Annotated in this window: 18 protein-coding genes; 10 read left to right on the top strand and 8 right to left on the bottom strand. The window is 65.7% G+C overall.

Going from position 1 to position 18,361, the window contains the following annotated elements; all coding sequences use genetic code 11:
- The first annotated feature begins 109 nt into the window (after window positions 1-109).
- The gene (locus tag WT26_RS03680) at window positions 110-1,435 is read left to right on the top strand and encodes a GTP-binding protein (protein WP_069272214.1); all 1,326 of its coding nucleotides are present in this window, start codon (window positions 110-112) and stop codon (window positions 1,433-1,435) included.
- A 105-nt stretch (window positions 1,436-1,540) separates the two neighbouring features.
- Here the strand turns inward: WT26_RS03680 and WT26_RS03685 are convergent, their stop codons facing one another.
- A complete protein-coding gene (locus WT26_RS03685) occupies window positions 1,541-1,819 on the bottom strand; it encodes an HU family DNA-binding protein (RefSeq protein ID WP_006401505.1) in 279 nt (92 codons plus the stop codon).
- A gap of 388 nt (window positions 1,820-2,207) precedes the next feature.
- Between WT26_RS03685 and mnmC the strand changes: the two genes are divergently transcribed.
- The 7 genes from mnmC to WT26_RS03720 all read left to right on the top strand — a co-directional run bounded on the left by mnmC (window position 2,208) and on the right by WT26_RS03720 (window position 11,083).
- The gene (gene mnmC / locus WT26_RS03690; RefSeq protein WP_069272215.1) at window positions 2,208-4,178 is read left to right on the top strand and encodes a bifunctional tRNA (5-methylaminomethyl-2-thiouridine)(34)-methyltransferase MnmD/FAD-dependent 5-carboxymethylaminomethyl-2-thiouridine(34) oxidoreductase MnmC; all 1,971 of its coding nucleotides are present in this window, start codon (window positions 2,208-2,210) and stop codon (window positions 4,176-4,178) included.
- A 680-nt stretch (window positions 4,179-4,858) separates the two neighbouring features.
- On the top strand, window positions 4,859-6,073 hold the full coding sequence (locus WT26_RS03695) for a cation:proton antiporter (protein WP_059527900.1): 1,215 nt from the start codon (window positions 4,859-4,861) through the stop codon (window positions 6,071-6,073).
- Between the two features lie 14 nt (window positions 6,074-6,087).
- Window positions 6,088-7,203: a YbdK family carboxylate-amine ligase gene (locus WT26_RS03700; RefSeq protein WP_059527903.1), complete on the top strand. Its 1,116-nt coding sequence runs from the start codon at window positions 6,088-6,090 to the stop codon at window positions 7,201-7,203.
- A gap of 530 nt (window positions 7,204-7,733) precedes the next feature.
- A complete protein-coding gene (locus WT26_RS03705) occupies window positions 7,734-8,378 on the top strand; it encodes a MarR family winged helix-turn-helix transcriptional regulator (RefSeq protein WP_069272216.1) in 645 nt (214 codons plus the stop codon).
- Window positions 8,379-8,406: 28 nt separating this feature from the next.
- A complete protein-coding gene (locus WT26_RS03710) occupies window positions 8,407-9,117 on the top strand; it encodes a glutamine amidotransferase (protein WP_069273681.1) in 711 nt (236 codons plus the stop codon).
- 152 nt (window positions 9,118-9,269) lie between these two features.
- Window positions 9,270-10,382 (top strand): NADH:flavin oxidoreductase/NADH oxidase, encoded by a 1,113-nt coding sequence (locus WT26_RS03715; RefSeq protein ID WP_059527906.1) that lies wholly within the window; start codon window positions 9,270-9,272, stop codon window positions 10,380-10,382.
- A 179-nt stretch (window positions 10,383-10,561) separates the two neighbouring features.
- Window positions 10,562-11,083, top strand: coding sequence for an SET domain-containing protein (locus WT26_RS03720; protein WP_069272217.1), 522 nt, complete (start codon window positions 10,562-10,564; stop codon window positions 11,081-11,083).
- Between the two features lie 74 nt (window positions 11,084-11,157).
- Here WT26_RS03720 and WT26_RS03725 read toward each other — a convergent pair whose 3' ends face one another.
- Both WT26_RS03725 and WT26_RS03730 read right to left on the bottom strand, forming a co-directional pair.
- On the bottom strand, window positions 11,158-12,648 hold the full coding sequence (locus tag WT26_RS03725; protein WP_069273682.1) for a sensor histidine kinase: 1,491 nt from the start codon (window positions 12,646-12,648) through the stop codon (window positions 11,158-11,160).
- 119 nt (window positions 12,649-12,767) lie between these two features.
- Window positions 12,768-13,460, bottom strand: coding sequence for a response regulator transcription factor (locus WT26_RS03730; RefSeq protein WP_006401494.1), 693 nt, complete (start codon window positions 13,458-13,460; stop codon window positions 12,768-12,770).
- Window positions 13,461-13,582: 122 nt separating this feature from the next.
- Between WT26_RS03730 and WT26_RS03735 the strand changes: the two genes are divergently transcribed.
- Entirely contained in the window at window positions 13,583-13,813 is a 231-nt protein-coding gene (locus tag WT26_RS03735; protein WP_039351485.1) for a DUF3717 domain-containing protein, read from the top strand.
- An 88-nt stretch (window positions 13,814-13,901) separates the two neighbouring features.
- On the opposite strand, the gene WT26_RS03740 is transcribed toward WT26_RS03735, so the two are convergent.
- Both WT26_RS03740 and phhA read right to left on the bottom strand, forming a co-directional pair.
- Complete coding sequence (locus WT26_RS03740) at window positions 13,902-14,210, bottom strand: 4a-hydroxytetrahydrobiopterin dehydratase (RefSeq protein ID WP_027788725.1); 309 nt, start codon at window positions 14,208-14,210, stop codon at window positions 13,902-13,904.
- Window positions 14,211-14,332: 122 nt separating this feature from the next.
- Entirely contained in the window at window positions 14,333-15,259 is a 927-nt protein-coding gene (phhA, locus tag WT26_RS03745; protein WP_081333707.1) for a phenylalanine 4-monooxygenase, read from the bottom strand.
- Window positions 15,260-15,365: 106 nt separating this feature from the next.
- On the opposite strand from phhA, the gene WT26_RS03750 reads away from it, so the two are divergent.
- On the top strand, window positions 15,366-15,851 hold the full coding sequence (locus WT26_RS03750; RefSeq protein WP_069273683.1) for an Lrp/AsnC family transcriptional regulator: 486 nt from the start codon (window positions 15,366-15,368) through the stop codon (window positions 15,849-15,851).
- 28 nt (window positions 15,852-15,879) lie between these two features.
- On the opposite strand, the gene WT26_RS03755 is transcribed toward WT26_RS03750, so the two are convergent.
- The 3 genes from WT26_RS03755 to WT26_RS03765 form a co-directional block, all read right to left on the bottom strand.
- Window positions 15,880-16,413: a class IV adenylate cyclase gene (locus WT26_RS03755; protein WP_069272218.1), complete on the bottom strand. Its 534-nt coding sequence runs from the start codon at window positions 16,411-16,413 to the stop codon at window positions 15,880-15,882.
- 133 nt (window positions 16,414-16,546) lie between these two features.
- Window positions 16,547-17,353: a hypothetical protein gene (locus WT26_RS03760; protein ID WP_060165816.1), complete on the bottom strand. Its 807-nt coding sequence runs from the start codon at window positions 17,351-17,353 to the stop codon at window positions 16,547-16,549.
- A 1-nt stretch (window position 17,354) separates the two neighbouring features.
- The gene (locus WT26_RS03765; protein ID WP_155123056.1) at window positions 17,355-18,356 is read right to left on the bottom strand and encodes a hypothetical protein; all 1,002 of its coding nucleotides are present in this window, start codon (window positions 18,354-18,356) and stop codon (window positions 17,355-17,357) included.
- Window positions 18,357-18,361 lie beyond the last annotated feature (5 nt).

Consider the following 18,361-nt stretch of genomic DNA (forward strand, 5'->3'; position numbering starts at 1 on the left):
CAATGCGGGCTCACGCCGCGAATTTGCCCCGGCGCCCGGCTCCGGCCGATGGCGCGCCGACCGGGCCGCCGCGGCCGCTTTTTCAATTTTTCCGTTGGTGCGTATCGCTATGAATCCGGCTATGAACCAGCCGTTGCCCGTCACCGTGCTGTCCGGTTTCCTCGGCGCCGGCAAGACCACGCTGCTCAACCATGTCCTCGCGAACCGCGCGGGCCTGAAAGTCGCCGTGATCGTCAACGATCTCGCAGCGGTCAACATCGACGCCTCGCTCGTGCGTGACGCGCAGGCGCTGTCGCACGTCGAGGAACGCCTCGTCGAGATGTCGAACGGCTGCATCTGCTGCACGCTGCGCGACGACCTGCTCGTCGAGATCCGCACGCTCGCGTCCGAAGGCCGCTTCGATGCGATCATGATCGAATCGACCGGTATCGCGGAGCCGATGCCGATTGCCGAGACCTTCACGTTCGTCGACGACGACGGCACGTCGCTGTCCGCGATCGCGCGGCTCGACACGCTCGTCACCGTGGTCGACGCGTACAACTTCCTCCGCGACTACGGCTCGGACGATGCGCTCGCAACCCGCGGCATCGCCGCCTCGGAGGAGGACGACCGCACGCTCGTCGAGCTGCTGATCGAGCAGATCGAATTCTGCGACGTGCTGGTGATCAACAAGGCCGACCTCGTCGGCGCCGACGAGCTCGCCCGCCTGCAGCACATCCTCGCGCGACTCAACCCGCGCGCGCACCAGGTCGTGTCGACGTTCGGCAACGTGCCGCTCGACGAAGTGCTGAACACGGGCCGCTTCGATTTCGACGAGGCCGCGAACGCGCCGGGCTGGCTCGCCTCGCTCGATCACGATCATGATGAGCACGTCGAAGACCATGACCATGACCACGACCCTGCGCATCCGCACGTGCACGGCGAAGCCGACGAATTCGGCATCGGCAATTTTGTTTACCGCGCGCGCCGGCCGTTTCATCCGGCGCGGCTCTGGGCGCTGCTGCACCAGGAGTGGCCGGGCGTGCTGCGCAGCAAGGGCTTCTTCTGGCTCGCGACGCGCAACGACATCGCGGGCTCGCTGTCGCAGGCGGGCGGCGTCTGCCGGCATGGCCCGGCAGGTCTGTGGTGGGCCGCGCAGGATCGCGCGGAATGGCCGGACGACGACGAACTGCTCGCGGAAATCCGCGCCGAATGGCACGGCGATCTCGACGATCGCGCGGTGGGCGATCGCCGGCAGGAACTCGTGCTGATCGGCATCGCGCTCGACGCGGATGCATGGCGCGAGAAACTCGATGCGTGCCTGCTGACCGATGCGGAATTCGCGCTCGGCGCCGCAGGGTGGACGGAGCTGTTCGACGATCCGTTCCCGGTGTGGGATATCGATTCGCACGACGACGACGATCACGGCGACACGCAGATCCTGCATCGTTCGTAACAACCGTTAAATCTTGCAAATACGTCGTGAAGTGTGGCGAAAATGCCGCGCGCGCCCAACAAAAAACCCGCCGAAAGGCGGGTTTTTCCTGGAACAGGCGCTGGTTTAACGCTTGTTGACGGCGTCCTTGAACGCCTTGCCAGCCGTGAACTTGACCGTCTTGGCTGCCGGGATCTTGATGGTTTCGCCCGTCTTCGGGTTGCGGCCCGTACGTGCTGCGCGCTTGCCCGAACCGAAGCTGCCGAAGCCGATCAGCTGAACCGCATCACCCTTCGACACGGCCTTCTTGATGACTTCGAGCAGCGTGTCCAGCGTTTCGCCGGTTTGAGCCTTGCTGGCGCCCGTTTGGGCGGCGACGGCGTCGATCAGTTCCTGTTTGTTCATTAAGGTTCCTTTATCAGGTTAGGTTGACACGAACAGCGCGAACGCGCCGATTATACGTGCGCGAACCGTGCCGTCGAGAGTCAGACTCCGACGACACAGCGCCGAATCCTGGCCCCGCAGGTCGGCCCCCGGCATGCCGAAGACCGCCCCGCAGAACGGCGCTTGCTATGATAGCGCAGCGCAAACCCAATAACGACAAGGGTTTCAAAGATTTTCATCGGTATTTCGCCGAATGAATCATCGACTGCACGTTTTTTGACCAGCGCCAACCGGACAGGATACGCAGTGCGGTCCGCCCGTGCGCCGCCCCGTTGGCTTTTTCCAACGGCGCGCCGGCCCAGTCCGCGCAATCCCTTGCCAGGCTTGGCTGCCACGTTTTTTGTTTCGCATGACCGACCGACTTGTTCCCGCCACGTTCGCCATCCGCGACGACGGCACGCTCGTGTCGCCCGAGTTCGGCGACATCTATCACAACGTCGCGGGCGCGCTCGCGCAGGCGAACCACGTGTCCGTCGCGGGCAACCGGCTGCCGGCGCGCTGGCAAGGCCGCCGCACGTTCACGATCGTCGAGACGGGGTTCGGCACGGGCGCCAACTTCCTCGCGACCTGGGCTGCGTGGCGCGAGGATCCCGCACGCTGCGAGCGGCTGCATTTCGTGTCGGTCGAGAAGCATCCGTTCTCGCGCGACGACTTGCGCCGCGCCGCATCGCACATGGTTGCGCAGACAACGACATCGGCGGACGTCGACGCGCTCGCCGATGCGTGGCCGACGCTCGTGCCGGGTCTGCACCGGCTCGAATTCGACGACGGGCGGGTCGTGCTCACGCTCGTGTTCGGCGATGCGCTCGCGATGCTGCCGAAACTCGTCGCGCGCGCCGATGCGTTTTATCTGGACGGTTTCGCGCCGGCGAAAAACCCGGACATGTGGTCGGCCGACGTGTTCCGCGCACTCGGACGTCTCGCCGCCGAAGACGCGACGTTCGCGACGTATTCGAGTTCGGGCGTCGTGAAACTGGCGCTCACCGACGCGGGTTTCACGTATCGCAAGGTCGACGGGTTTGCCGGCAAGTTCGTGATGCTCGCCGGCGAATACGCGCCGCGCTGGCAGATGCGCCGCCACGAGCCGCCGCGTGCGCTGCCGGTCGACACGCGCCGCGCGATCGTCATCGGTGCGGGCCTGGCGGGCTGCGCGGTCGTCGAACGCCTCGCCGCGCGCGGCTGGGAGGTCACGCTGATCGAGCGGCACGACCGGATCGCGAGCGAGGCGTCGGGCAATCCGGCCGGCGTATTCCATCCGCTGATGACCCGCGACGACAACGTCGCAAGCCGGCTCACGCGCGGCGGCTTCCTGCACGCGATCGCACGCTGGCGCGCGCTCGAACGCGCGGGCCATGCATTCGCGCGCAGCACGCGCGGCATGATTCATCTTGCCGAATCGGCCGATGACTTCGCGCGGATGCGCGCGGCCTTCGACGCGCTCGGCGTGCCGCCGGACTATGCGCGGCTGCTGAACGTCGACGAAGCGCGCGCGCGCCTGTCGCTGCCGGTCGCGCACGGCGGCCTGCTGTTTCCGCACGGCGGCGCGGTGCGGCCGGCCGAGTTGTCCACCGCGCAGTGCGCGGCGGCCGGTGAGCGCGTGCGGATCCTGACACGCACCGAAGTCGCGCGGCTCGAACGGCACGGCGCCGACTGGCGCGCGCTCGACGCCGCCGGCCGGACGCTCGCGCAAGCGCCGGCCGTCGTGCTCGCGAATGCCGGCGACGCCGCGCGCCTCGCCGGGCTGCAGCATGTCGCGCTGCAACCGGTGCGCGGCCAGCTCACGTTGCTGCCCCCCGGCAGCACGGCACCGCTGCCGTGCCCGGCGATCGGCGACGGTTACGCGGTACCGCTCGACGACGGCACGCTGCTGATCGGCGCAACGTTCGAGCCCGACGACGTCGATCCCGCGATGCGCGCGGCCGGTCACGCCGAAAACCTCGAGCGGGTCCGGCGCCTGCTCCCGGGCCTGATCGGCGACGCGCCCGGCGTCGGCGCACTGCGCGGCCGCGTGGCGTTCCGCTGGGTCGTCGGCGATCGTCTGCCGCTCATCGGCCCGCTCGCGGACGAAGCGCACGCGCTCACCCACGCGAAGGCGCTGAGCGGTGCGCAGGCGCGCGACCTGCCGCGCATGCCCGGACTCTACGGCGCATTCGGCTTCGGTTCGCGCGGCCTCGTATGGGCGGCACTCGGCGCCGAACTGATCGCATCGCAACTCGAAGGCGAGCCGTGGCCGCTCGAACGCGAACTCGCCGATGCCGTCGACCCCGCACGCTTCCTGATCCGCGCGCTGCGCGCCCGACAGGTGGGCGCGACCAACTGACGCGCCGCGCATCCGCATCCACATCACAGTGATCGCAGTTCGTCGCGCGATGTTATCCACGTTCACCTGTGGATAACCGCGCGGAATCCGCGCGCACTTCGTGTGCAATCACAGTGGACGTAAACTGGGCAACTCGGCACAGCTGGGAGACGGCCCGAAAGTTGCTCAATCGAAACTTCTGTGCACGAACAGCCTGTGCAACGGGTTATGGACTCTCCAACACCTTGATCCGTCGACGTAAACCGAAGTTATCCACAGAACTGTGCGCGCCTTGTTAACTTCTACTACGTATATATACAAGTAAACCTTTGAACCCAAAGGCAAGCCCGCCCGCTGGACGGCCTGTCTGCCAGGCAATCGGTTCCAGACCGAAAAAGCTGTGGCACAATCGGTTTCCTTCGCGTTCATCCGGCCAGGCGCCGGACATGCTTCAATGGAACGGTCGGCACGATTTCGAATCTGAATCTTCGAGACTGCGCAGTCCGTTCACACACCAGGCCGACAATCCAGATCGGCATACCTGAACGACATCGCCGCCGAATGGCGGAACAGGCGGATCCCATGTCCCGCCGTCGTCGACACAACAATCACATTCGGGGCGATACCCGGCCGGCGCGCATCCATTTCTGACGCTTGACCCTGTGTCGCTGGCGGTCGCTTCCAAAGGAGAAGTCACCACGATGAAGTCGGCGTTTTCATTCCTGCCCAACTGGCCGCTCACGCCGGATGCCGTGTTCTGGGCCGGGCTCGCGCTGTTCGCGGCCGGCCTGTGTGGCGAACTGTGCTATCGCGCATGGCGGCTGCCGCGCATCACCGGTTATGCGGTGATCGGTCTCATCGCCGGATCGTTCGGATTCGGCGTGATCGATGCCAGCACCGACGAAACCTCGCGGCTGCTGATCGACGTCGCGCTCGGCCTGCTGCTGTTCGAGCTCGGCAGCCGTCTCGACCTGCGCTGGATCCGGCGCAATCCGTGGCTCGTCGCGTCGAGCCTCGCCGAAGCCACGCTGACGTTCGTGCTGGTGCTGTTCGTGATGCTGGCGCTCGGTGTGTCGGGGATGGTCGCGCTCGTGCTGTCGGCGATCGCGATCGCGACGTCGCCATCGATGGTGATCCAGCTGAAGACCGAACTGCGCGCGGAGGGGCAGGTGTCGCAACGCCTCATCACGCTCACCGCGCTCAACAGCGTCTATGCGATCGTGCTGACCAAGCTCGTGACGAGCTGGCTCCACCAGGAAGCGTACGGCAACGTTTTCGCGACGATCCTGCAGCCGCTCTACCTGCTCGCCGGGTCGTTCATCGTCGCGTATCTCGTCGCGCGTTCGTGCAATTTCCTGTTCCGTCACATGACGTCGACGATGCGCGACGAGCATTCGTTCGTCGCGCTGTTCGGGCTCGTGATGCTCGCGATCGCGGTGGCCCAGGCACTGAAGCTGTCGACGCTGCTCACGCTGCTGCTCGCCGGCATCATCGTGAAGAACCTCGAGGCGCGTCCGCAGCTGTGGCCCGAGCATTTCGGCACGGCCGGCTGGCTGCTGACGGTGATCCTGTTCGTGCTCACGCTCACGTCGTTCACGTGGGGCGACATCGCGCTCGGCGGGTTGCTCGCGATCGTGCTGATCGTTACGCGGCTCGTCGCGAAGCTGGCCGGTGTCGTCGCGTTCGCGAAGCCGAGCGGCATCGGGATGAAGCAGGGCATCGCGCTCGGCATCGCGCTCACGCCGATGTCCGCGCTGTCGTACCTGCTCGTCGACGACACCTACCAGCTCTATCCGAATTTCGACCCGCACCTGCGCGCGATCGTGATGTGCACGATCGTGATCCTGCAGCTCGTCAGCCCGTTCATCGTCTACCGCTGCCTGTCGGCGGTCGGTGAGCGCAGCGACAGCAACTGATTCCGGAACCTGCCATGGCACTCGAAACCTTCGTCAATTCCGAGCCGTTCACGTTCGGCGTCGAACTGGAGATCCAGGTCGTCAACACGCACAACTACGACCTGACCAAAGCGGCATCCGACCTCATGCGCCTGATCCAGGGCGAGACCTTTCCGGGCAACATCACGCCGGAAATCACCGAGAGCATGATCGAGCTGTCGACCGGCATCTGCCATTCGCACGAGCAGGCGGTGAGCGAGCTGCACGCGATCCGCGACGTGCTCGTGAAGGCGGCCGACCAGCTCAACGTCGGGCTGGCCGGCGGCGGCACGCATGCGTTCCAGCAATGGAGCGACCGGCAGATCTACGATGCGCCGCGCTTCCAGTACATCTCCGAACTGTACGGTTATCTGGCCAAACAGTTCACCGTGTTCGGCCAGCACGTGCATATCGGCTGCCCCGATCCCGACAGTGCGCTGTTCCTGCTGCACTCGATGTCGCGCTTCATTCCGCACTTCATCGCGCTGTCCGCGTCGTCGCCGTTCGTACAGAACGTCGACACCGGCTTCCATTCGGCACGCCTGAATTCGGTGTTCGCGTTCCCGCTGTCGGGCCGCGCGCCGTTCGTGCTGACCTGGGACGGCTTCGAGGAGTACTTCACGAAGATGGTGAACACGGGCGTCGTCAATTCGATGAAGGACTTCTACTGGGACATCCGCCCGAAGCCCGGCTACGGGACGATCGAGGTGCGCGTGATGGACACGCCGCTGTCGGTCGACCGCGCGGCGGCGATCGCCTGCTACATCCAGACGCTCGCACGCTACCTGCTGACCGACCGGCCGCTGAAGCTGTCGGAGGACGACTACCTCGTCTACACGTTCAACCGTTTCGAGGCGTGCCGCTTCGGGCTCGAGGGCACCTGCGTGAATCCTCAGACGGGTGAGCGCCGGACCATCGCCGAAGACATCCTCGACACGCTCGACCGGATCGCGCCGCATGCGGCCGCGCTCGGTTCGCGCGCGGCGCTCGACGAGATCGGTGCGCTGGCCCAGGCGCGCGTGAACGACGCATCGTGGTTGAGAACCGTTTTCAAACAGGAAAAATCGCTCAACGAGACGGTCCGCCAGCAGTGCTTACGTTGGCGCGAGTGAAAAAATGTTTTGCAGATTACGGGGTCGACCGCAAAGCAATTCGCTGAGCGAAGGTTGAAGGAGCGCTGAGGGGCGGTTGACGCAGGTCAATGGCGAAATCGTTTGCAGGTTTCCTCCAAATCTGTGGATAACCCGATATTCCGCTGCAAAGTCAACGGACTGCCGAACGGATAACCCGGTGGACGGCAAGCTGGTGGCGGCTTGCCGGGCGGCGGGGGAAAATGCTTGCCGGTCCGGCCACGCGGATTGGAGAATATCCGCGCACAAGGTTTTTCGGTCTTATTCAGCCGTTATCCACAGAATGAAGGGGATAACTTAGCTGTGCGATTTTCCGCTCTCGCTTAGAATGTCGGCTTTGCGGACACCGGAACGATGCGTGTCTTACCGGTCGCCGCGAACGCGACCGCCGCGTGTGCCCTCGCGACGGCCGTGTCGGGTGCGTGCGGTTTCGCGCACCTCTTCTGGGACAGAGATTCGATCTCCACACTACGGCTGCCCGGGATGACGGGTGGCGGCAAAGCGAAAAGACTATGAGCGAAGGCGTTTACGGGAATCAGGCTTCGGGACGTGTGACCCACAGCCTGCTGCGGTTGAGTACGGCCATGCGAAGCCAGGCATGGGATTGGGCGGAAGGCGCTGGCCTCACGCCGACGCAGGGCGAGATTCTCGTGCTGCTGCTGCAACGCAAGGGCCCGATGCGGCTCGGCGAGATCGCGCGCGAGACGCAGCTGACCGCGGCGACCACGAGCGATGCGGTCAGCACGCTCGAGACGAAGGGGCTCGTCGAGAAGCGCCGCGCGCTGGACGACGGCCGCGCACTGGCCGTGCGCCTGTCGGCCCGTGGCCGTACGGCCGCGAAGAAGGCGCTGCAATGGCCTGAATTCCTGACGAAAGCCGTCGGCAAGCTCGGCGCGGACGAGCAGGGCGCACTGTATCGCGCGCTGCTGAAGACGCTGCGCGAACTCCAGGTGGCCGGTGCGACGCCGCCGCAGCGCATGTGCTTGACGTGCGCCCACTTCCAGCCGTCGAAGGCGTCGAAGAAGGCGGCCGCCGCGCACTACTGCGCGGCGCTCGACCTGACGCTCGCCGACAGCGATCTGCGTCTCGACTGCTCGGTGCAGGAAGAAGCCGACGCGGCGACGCAGAAGAAGACCTGGAAGATTTTCGCCGGCTGACGTCCGTCGATCGACCGGGAGGCCGATGATGAACGCAGAAGTCGTGGCGATCCGCCACGTGCACTTCGAGGATCTCGGGAGCTTCGAGCAGGTGCTCGGCGAACGGGGCCGGCGGGTGCGCTACGTCGACGTCGGGTCGTCGCGCTTCGAGGTGCTCGATGTACTCGAGCCGTCGCTTCTCGTCGTGCTCGGCGGGCCGCTCAGCGTGTACGACGACGCGCAGTATCCGACGATCGCGCCGCTCGCGGCGCTCGTGCGCACGCGCATCGACGCCGGCCTGCCGATCCTCGGCATCTGCCTCGGCGCGCAGTTCATCGCCCGGGCGCTCGGTGCGCGCGTCTACCCGGCCGCCCGGCACGAACTCGGCTGGACGCCGCTGACGCTGACCGATGCCGGCCGCGCATCGCCGCTGCGCCATCTCGATGGCGCGGCCACGTCGATGCTGCACTGGCATGGCGACACGTTCGACCTACCGGGCGGTGCGATTCATCTCGCCTCGACACCGGCCTGCCGCCATCAGGCATTCGCGTGGGGCCAGCACGTGCTGGCGCTGCAATGCCATCCGGAAATCCGCACCGACCGCTTCGAACCGTGGCTGATCGCCAACGCCGGCGAAATCGCGGCCACGCCCGGCATCGACGCGCGCCAGTTGCGCGCCGATACCGCGCAGCATGGCCCCGCGCTCGAGGCGGCCGCGCGACGCATGTTCGCGGAGTGGCTCGACGGCGTCGGGATTTGACGCCCGCATCGGCCGAACCTGGGTCCTACCTGGGCGGCCCCACCTAGGCGGCCCCACCTGACCAATCGCTTACCGTCGAACCCGCGTCCTGCACGCAACGGACACGCGTGCTACGCTCAGCCGCTGTTTCCCTTTCCGAGCGAGCGCCACTCATGACTGCGCTGTTTTCCCCGTTCACGCTGCGCGGCGTGACGCTTCCGAACCGGATCGTGATCTCCCCGATGTGCCAGTATTCGGCCGAACGCGGTGAAGCGACCGACTGGCACATGATTCACCTCGGCCATCTCGCGCTGTCGGGCGCGGGGCTGCTCTGCATCGAGGCGACGGCGGTGGAACCCGACGGGCGCATCACGCACGGCGACCTCGGCCTCTGGGACGACGTGACCGAAGCCGCGCTCAAGCCCGTGCTGGCCGCGATCCGCAAGCATTCGCCGATCCGCGTCGCGATGCAGCTGTCGCATGCGGGGCGCAAGGCGTCGAGCAACGTGCCGTGGCAGGGCGGTCAGCTCGTGTCGGTCGCCGACGGCGGCTGGTTGCCGCATGCGCCGTCGGCGGTGCCGCACAAGGACGGTGAGACGCCGCCCCTCGCTCTCGATGCCGCCGGCCTGAACCGGATCCGCGAAGCGTTCGCGGCTTCGGCGAAGCGTGCCGCACGGCTGGGCATCGACGCGATCGAGGTGCATGCGGCACATGGCTACCTGCTGCACCAGTTCCTGTCGCCGCTCGCGAACCAGCGCACCGACGAATACGGCGGCTCGCTCGAAAACCGGATGCGCTTTCCGCTCGAGATCTTCGAGATCGTGCGCGCGGCATTTCCGGAGGACCGGCCGGTCGGCGTGCGCGTGTCGGCCACCGACTGGGTCGAAGGCGGCTGGGAGCTCGACGAGACGATCGCGTTCGCGCACGAGCTGAAGCGCCGCGGCTGCGACTGGATCGACGTGTCGTCCGGCGGCGTATCGCCGCTGCAGAAGATTCCGCTGTCGCCCGGCTACCAGGTGCCGTTCGCGCAGGCGGTGAAGCGCGCGGTCGGCATGCCGACGGTTGCGGTCGGGCTGATCAACGAGCCCGCGCATGCGAACCGGCTCATCGAGGCCGGCGATGCCGATTTCGTCGCGATGGCGCGTGCGATGCTGTACGATCCGCGCTGGCCGTGGCACGCGGCGGCCGAGCTCGGTGCGCAGGTGACGGCGCCGCCGCAGTACTGGCGTTCGCAGCCGCGCGAGCACAAGGCGTTGTTCGGCGACGTCGCTTTCGGCCAGCGTTGAGCATCGCACGCGCAATATTGCGTGTGATGTTGAACGAAGCAATCGTGAACGTGTAGGATGCGGGTGATTCGCCGCATGCCCCGACGCGGCACCGACCGGTGCCGCGTTTTCGTTTTGCGCGACGCCAGGCCGCGATCGCGGCCGCCCCCATTCAAGTCGTTTTCACGAGGATTCGTTCGATGAGTTCACGCAGGATCGCGGTGCGCCGCTCGGGAGTACACGGCAAGGGCGTGTTCGCCGTGGCGCCGATCAAGGCCGGCGAGCGCGTAGTGGAATACAAGGGCGAACGAATTTCGTGGAAGGAAGCGCTGCGTCGCCATCCGCACGACCCGAGCGAACCGAACCATACGTTCTACTTCGCACTGGACGAGGGCGGGGTGATCGACGGCAAGATCGACGGCAACAGCGCGCGCTGGATCAACCACTCGTGCGCACCGAACTGCGAAGCCGAGGAAGTCAAAGGCCGCGTGTACATCCACGCGCTGCGCGACATCGGGCCGGAAGAGGAGCTGTTCTACGACTACGGCCTCGTGATCGATGCGAAGCTGACGAAATCGCTCAAGCGCGAATACGCGTGCCATTGCGGCGCATCGTCGTGCCGCGGCACGCTGCTCGCGACGTCCGACACGGGCGCTGGCGCGAAGAAGAAAAAGAAGAAGAAGGACGACGCGAAGCCGAAGGACAAGAAAAAGAAGAAGTAAGCGATGGCGCGCGTGGTCTTGCCCACGCGCCAGACGAGCCGGCGAACATGCATTGCCGGCTCCGTCCCCGATGCTCAGTGCATCTGCGCCGTGGCCGGCGCTGCGTCACTCGCCGGCTGCGCCGCGTACGCGGCGAGCGGCACCTTCACCACGAAGCGCGAGCCGCCTTCCGACGCATCCTCGTACGATACGGTGCCGCCGTGCATCGCGATGATGTCGTGCACGATCGCGAGGCCGAGCCCGGCGCCCGTCTCGACGCCGTTGCCGTTTTGCGCGTCACCGCGGAAGAAGCGCTTGAACAGGTCGGCCTGCTGGTTGGCGGGCACGCCGGGGCCGTTGTCCTCGACGACGATCTCGGCCGCTGGCGCGCCGCTATCGAGCATCGCGCGCGCGACGTTCACCGTGATCCGCGCACCGTCCGGCCGCGCGAGCGGCACGTACTTCAGCGCATTGTCGAGCAGGTTCGCGATCACCTCGCGCAACAGCACGGGGTTGCCGCGCACCACCAGCTTCTCGTCGTCACCCGGATCGTCGGTACGCTGGAAGCCGAGGTCGACGTGCGACGCGAGTGCGCGCGGCACCCATTCGGCGCCCGTCTCGAATGCCATCGCCGCGAGGTCGACGTCGACGAACCGCGCGGCCTGTTCGCCCGGTTCCGCGCGAGCGAGCGACAGCAACTGGTTCGACAGTCGTACCGCGCGGTCGGCGGCCGCGCGCAGCTCGCGCACCGCCGCGAAAGTCTGGTGCGGGTCGCGTGCAACGGCCGCTTGCTCGGCATGCAGCTTCACGGCCGTGAGCGGCGTGCGCAACTGGTGCGCGGCATCGGCGATGAACTTGCGCTGCGCGTCGAGCGCGGTCTTCAGGCGGCCGAGCAGCGCGTTCATCGCGCTCGTCAGCGGCCGGATTTCCAGCGGCACCTCGGTTTCGTCGACCGGTTCCAGCGACGTGTGGGTCTGCCGGTTCAGTGAATCGGCCAGATGCGTGAGCGGCCCGAGCTGCTGGTTGACGACGCGCCACACGATGCCCCAGCCGGCGAGCAGCAGCAGCAGCAGCGGCATCATGATCGCGACGAGGAATTCGGCCGCGATCCGGTAGCGGTGCCGCACCGGTTGCGCGACCTCGACGACCATCGGCTTGCCGCCTTCGACGTCGTCGACGCGCACCTGCGCGACCCGTACCGCGCGGTTGTCGTATTCGGCTTCGAACACGTACGCGTGGTGCATGCGGCGCACGTTGATGCCCCGCAGCGGCAGCTTCGGATCGCCGGCGAGTTCCTGTTCGCCGTCGCTGATCCGGTAGATCAGCGCTTCGGCGGGATCGGAGAACATCGCCTGCGCGAGCGGCGGCACCGTAAACGGCGCGTCGGGGCCGGCGATCTGGATCTGTTTGGAAATGGCGGTCGCGAGATCGGCGAGCGAGCGGTCGATCACGTGCTGCGTGTACTGCCACGCGAGCCAGTAGGCGATCAGGCCGCTCATCAGCGCGAGCATCGACAGCGGGGCGGCGAGGCGCCGAAGCAGCGAGCGGCGCAGGCTGGTGGTGGTCACAGCCGGATCAGGTGACATTTCGACGGGCAAATGGATAAGCGCCGCTCACGGGGAGCGGCGCGGTCGTACGTCGGGCGGCGATGCGGGCAGGGTGGGCGCGCCGGCGGGCCAGACCGGCCGGTGCGCCGCACCGCCGTTCAGACGCTCGCCGTCTGGCGGATTTCCTGCAGCAGGTAGCCGAAGCCGCGCACCGTGACGATTTCGACGCGGCACTGCTCGAGTTTCTTGCGCACGCGGTGCACGTAGACTTCGATCGCGGTGTCGCCGAGATCGCCGCCGAAGTGCGTGAGGTGATCCTGCAACTGGGCCTTGCTGACGACGCGGCCGTGACGCAGCAGCAGCATCTCGAGCACCGCGAATTCACGCGGCGACAATTCGAGCGGCTTGTCGTCGTTGAAGATGCGGCGATCGACGCCCGACAGGCGGACGCCGCCGAGCGACACTTCCGGGCGCGGCATGTCGCTGTGCGGGCCGCTGCGGCGCATCACCGCGCGGATGCGCGCCTCGAGCTCGGCCGGCTCGAACGGCTTGAGCATGTAATCGTCGGCACCCGAGTTCAGGCCCTGGATCCGGTCGTTCAGCTCGTCGCGCGCGGTCAGCACGATGACGGGCGTGTGGCGGTTGGTCTGGCGGAAGCGCGTGAGCAGCGTCATCCCGTCGATGCCCGGCAGGCCGAGGTCGAGGATCACGAGTTCGTGGCGGTTCTGTGCCAGCGCCTGTTCGGCAAAGATGCCGTCATGCACCATGTCGACGGTGAAGCCAGCCTGCTCGAGGCTGCTCTGGATACCGCGTGCGATGGGGCGGTCGTCTTCGATCAGAAGGAGTCGCATGAAGTTCGCTCAAGTACAATGGGTTGGCGGTTCAGGCACGCGGACAGCACGACGCCGTTTCCACAGGGGTGCCGCGACGCCTGACATCAAGCATGGCGGCCAGCGAACGATTAAATCCAATCATGTCCGATATTTCGATCAACGACCTAGAAGCCGCGATCAATTTCTGGCGCGCCCGCTCGCCGTCGAGCGGCGACGAACTCAAACTCTGCGAAGAGGCCAGCGCGCTTTCCAAGCCGTATGCGCTGCTGATTGTACAGCGCGAAAGCGCGCTGCAACTGGAAGGTTTGGACCCCAAGGCACGGAATGCGTACGAGACTTACGTGCGCCTTAAGGATGGCTTGGAAAGCTGAAGGCTTTCGCTGACTACATCCTAGAAAACGTTCATCGAAATGAAAAGTTGACGCGCCGCGCGCCCGAATGGCACGCGGCGGGAAGACGTCAGGCGGCCGGTTTCGCGTGCGCGCCGGCCAGGTCGATGAAAAGCGCGAGTTCGATGTCGCGTTCGGTCAGGCCGTCGGCGTCGTGGGTCGACAGCGTGATGTCGACGCGGTTGTACACGTTGAACCATTCCGGATGGTGGTTCATTTCCTGCGCCTTGATCGCGACGCGCGTCATGAAGCCGAAGGCTTCGTTGAAATCGGCGAAGCGCAGGCTGCGCTGGATCGCGTCGCGGCCCGGTACGGCCGACCAGAGCGGCAGGCCTTCGAGCCGGGTCTTGCGTTCTTCTGATGTGAGCTTGTGGATCATCTTGCACCTCTCGTTCGGTAACGGCGGGCTGCGCGTGACGTCCGTCGCGCGCGGCACTGCCGGCACCGATCATTCTTCCATAGTTGCGTGACAGGTGTAGGCGGCGCACATGACGGTTCGCGTCATGCGTGCGCGTCGTCCGGCCGGCCCGCGCCGGTGCCGCGATGCAGTACGCGATCGGTATCGAGCACCGCGCCGGCCGGGTGTTCGGGCAGGCCGGCGAGCCGGTCGGCCAGCGCGCGGCCGTCGACGTCGGCGAGCGCGAACAGTTGCGCGAAATCGTCGATCACGAAGTAGGTCTTCTGGAACGTGTCGATCCGGTACTTCGTGCGCATCACGCGCTCGAGGTTGAAGCCGAGCCGGTTCGGCGCCGCGCTTTCGAGGCTGTACAGGCTTTCGCCCTTGCTCGACACGATCCCGGCGCCGTAGATCGACAGGCCGTTCGTGCCGCGCGGATCGCGGATCAACCCGAATTCCACCGTATACCAGTAGAGTCGCGCGAGCCGCGCCAGCGCCGCTTCGTCGTCGGCGACCGCGAGCGCGGTGCGGCCGTACGCCTGCATGTAGTCGGCGAACACCGGGTCGATCAGCAGCGGCACGTGGCCGAAGAGATCGTGGAAGCAGTCGGGTTCCTGCAGGTAGTCGAGCTGGTCGGGGCGGCGCATCCACCAGGTGACCGGGAAGCGCCGGTTCGCGAGATGCTCGAAGAACACGCGGTCGGGTACGAGGCCCGGCACGGCGACGATCTCCCAGCCCGTTGCGGGCTTCAACTGGCGGTTCACGTCGGCGAACGACGGCACGCGATCGGCCGGCAGGTCGATCTTCCCGAGCCCGGCGACGAACGCGTCGCACGCGCGCCCGCGCAGCAGCGCCGACTGGCGTGCATAGAGCTGCTTCCACACCGCGTGGTCGACCTGGCCGTATCGCGCGATCGGCTGGTCGATGGTGAAATCGGCGCGGGTTTCGAGGCCCGCATCGAACTGCTCCTGCAGTTTCGCGGTGACGACGGTGGACATGATCTGGCTCTGCACATGGCGGTTGTGAACCATGCAAGTGTAGAGCGGGCTGCGCGCGGATTGGGCGCAATATTGGCGTTGGTTCGCATGATAATGCGATAATCGCGCATCAAATCAAGGATCAATGCGGAGAATGCTCATGCTGGAACTCGATCACTTCGATCTCGCGCTGCTGGACGTGCTGCAGCGCTTCGGCCGCGCGACGCATCAGCAGCTCGGCGAGGAGGTGCCGCTGTCGCCGTCGCAGATCGGCAGGCGGCTGCAGCGGCTCGAGGCGGCCGGCGTGATCGAAGGCTACCGCGTGATGCTCCGGCCCGAAAAGCTCGGGCTCGGCGTCACCGCGTTCACGAGCCTCAAGCTGAAGCACCACGGCGATTCGATCATCGAGCAGTTCCAGCAGCAGATCGACGTGCTGCCCGAAGTGCTCGAATGCCATGCGGTGGTGGGCGACGCGGATTACCTGCTGCGAATCGTCGCGCCCGACCTGAACGCGCTGTCGCAGTTCGTGATGAAGAAGCTGATGCGCGTGCCGGGCGTCGACAGCGTGCGCTCGAACATCGTGCTGACGACCTTCAAGCGTAACGGCGCGCTGCCGCTCGCGCACCTAGAGCCGGGCGCCGCGTGAGCGCGCGGCCGGGGAGGGTGAAGCGGGTTCAGGCGGCCGTCTGCGGCGCGCCGGCGTTCAGCAGATCGACGTAGGCGACCGCGACGAGATCGTCCGGCGACACGCCGAGCTTCGCGAACACGGCGTGCGCTTCGGCTTCGCCGCCGGCTTCGTCGTCGTCGGGGCCGAGCACGACTTCCAGTTCGATGAAATCGCCGAGGCCGTCGACGCGGTCGAGATGGATGCGCGTGCGGCCCGCCAGGTACACGTGCCGTTCCTTCGTCACGATCCCGCGCGTGGTCAGCGCGGTGGCGAGCAGCGCGTGCATCGCGTCGGGGTTCGTCACCGGGCTGCGCGTGTAGTACGACGCCTTCGGGCCGTCGCGGTCGTCGCGCTGGTAGAAGATCAGTTCGGCCGGCGTGCCGTCCTCGAAGCGGCGCAGCTTCAGCCGGCCGCGCGGCACGTCATAGAAGAAATCCTGCTGGCGATAGAAGAGCGGCGCTTCGGTCGCGAGTTTGGCCGCCTGTTCGCGCAGCTGGTCGAATTCGCGGGCGCGGGCTTTGATCTCGATGTTGCGGGCCATGCGGGTCTCCTTCAATCGGGGTCTCGCGGTGTGCGAACGCACAATCTAGCAAAAACGCGGAGACGGCGTCGTGACGCGTGCGGCGAGCCGACAGGGTGCGGAGGACGGGGGCGCAATGCGGGTCGTGCAGGGATCAGCGCGCGCGCCGAAACGATGCCAATTTCGCCAACAAGCGGGACAGCAGGAAGGTGCGACGAAGCGCCTGGACTTTCTCGTATTCCCGGTTGACGAAGCGTCGGCCGGTCTGGCGTTCATAGCGGTATAACTCATACAGGTAGGCCAGTTTCGGCCCGATGAAGACGGCGGCGACGTAAGAAAATGTCAGCGCGTACAGCGATGCCACGATCAGAATCGCGCTGCTGTTTTCGCCGATGTAGGTGTTCAACGCGATCGGCAGGTTGACGGTCAAGGCGATGGTCGCCGGCGCGAGCGTGTTCGGGGGAACGGTCATGCCGCAGTTGGGATCGATCGTGAACGAGCGGGTATCGGCGAGGTATTCGTTATTTTTGAAACGGCGATCGGGATGGCGCTTGAGTTCGCGGAGTTTGAGGGCAAACGTCAACGCGAGTGAGGTCAATATGGTTGCGTGATAGAGGAAGACAAAAAACAGGTATGGCTTGCTGGACGCCGGTTTTTCGATGAATGACCACACGCTGAACATAGCGGTACCCATCAGAAGACCGAATACGGCAACGATATAGACTGTGTACGCCGCCAGAAAGCGTACGGACAGCGTGGAGCGATACTTGATGCGGTATCCGGCAGCCAGCCCTGCGACAAGAACCGCAAGCATGGGCCAGCTCGTGAGCTGGAATGCGATGCCGTTTGCTTTCGCGATGGCGTACAGGCAGAAGCCGAAGATCATGAAGCTGCCCGGGCCGAGGCAAAGCGGGGCATGGCAGAGCAACGGGCGGGCGCGCTCGATGTCGGGGAACATCATGTTAGTTGTCCAGCACGCGTTGGACCTGCGATTCTGCAAAGTCAGGACCGGTGGACGCGTTCCAGACTAATTGCACGAAATATCCGGCTCCGAAGGAAAACAGGATGACCGGAAGGGTGCTGAAGTTGAGCGAGAGCAGGGCGATGGACATAATCGTCGAAAAGCCGAACCCGAGTGCGTTCCCGCTTTGACTACGCGCAGACGCGAGCATGAATGCGCGGCTATCGAATCTCAACGCGCCCTGAGTATCCCGACTGATATTAGCCGCCAGGTCGAGTGCCAGACTCGGCGCAAACGTCAGAACGCCGCTGCCGATCAGGCTGCCGGCATACAGGTGCCTGAGCGGCGAAATGCTGGGCGTCAGCTTTTTGAGATCCGCCGCATTGAGCGCCGCAGTCGTGGTTTGGGTGCGCGGATTGTGCTTTGCATGTGGGCCGAGCGCCGGTTGGACGGTCTGAATCGGCATGTTGCGTATGCGCAGCTTCGGACGAGGTTTTCCCTTGCCGGTGGTGTTGCCGTCATAGAGCGTGACGTAATGGTTGATCTTCACGTTTGGCGAAGCGCGGCGGATCAACGTCTGCGCGCCTGCGTCAATGTCTCTTTGCAGGGATAGTGCATGGGCTGCATGGGCGGCGCCGAGTCCGGTGTTGAGGTTTCCGAGGATGCTTCCCGGGCCCACCAGGATGTTGCGGCCTTCTTCGTAAAGTCGGGCAAGCGTTCCTGAAACGCCGGAACGTCCACGGTCTGCGAAGTCGCGCGTCCAGTCGGACGCGGAACACTGGCCCGATGTAACGAGCGCGTTCAGAAGCTGGTCCGCAAGATGCGGATCGATATCGAAATCGCCGCTGAAAGAATCGTCACCGATCAACCAGCCGTTGCGTTGATGCGTGCGAATGCTTGTCTGGGCGGGCAGGTTTTCAGCGAGCGTGCGGCGATGGCGTCGCAATGCATCACATACCGCGAAGCTTTGCGAACGGGCGTGATCGGCGAGCGGACCGGTCATGTTCG

The sequence above is a fragment of the Burkholderia cepacia genome, assembly GCF_001718835.1.
Taxonomy (GTDB): Bacteria; Pseudomonadota; Gammaproteobacteria; order Burkholderiales; family Burkholderiaceae; genus Burkholderia; species Burkholderia cepacia_F.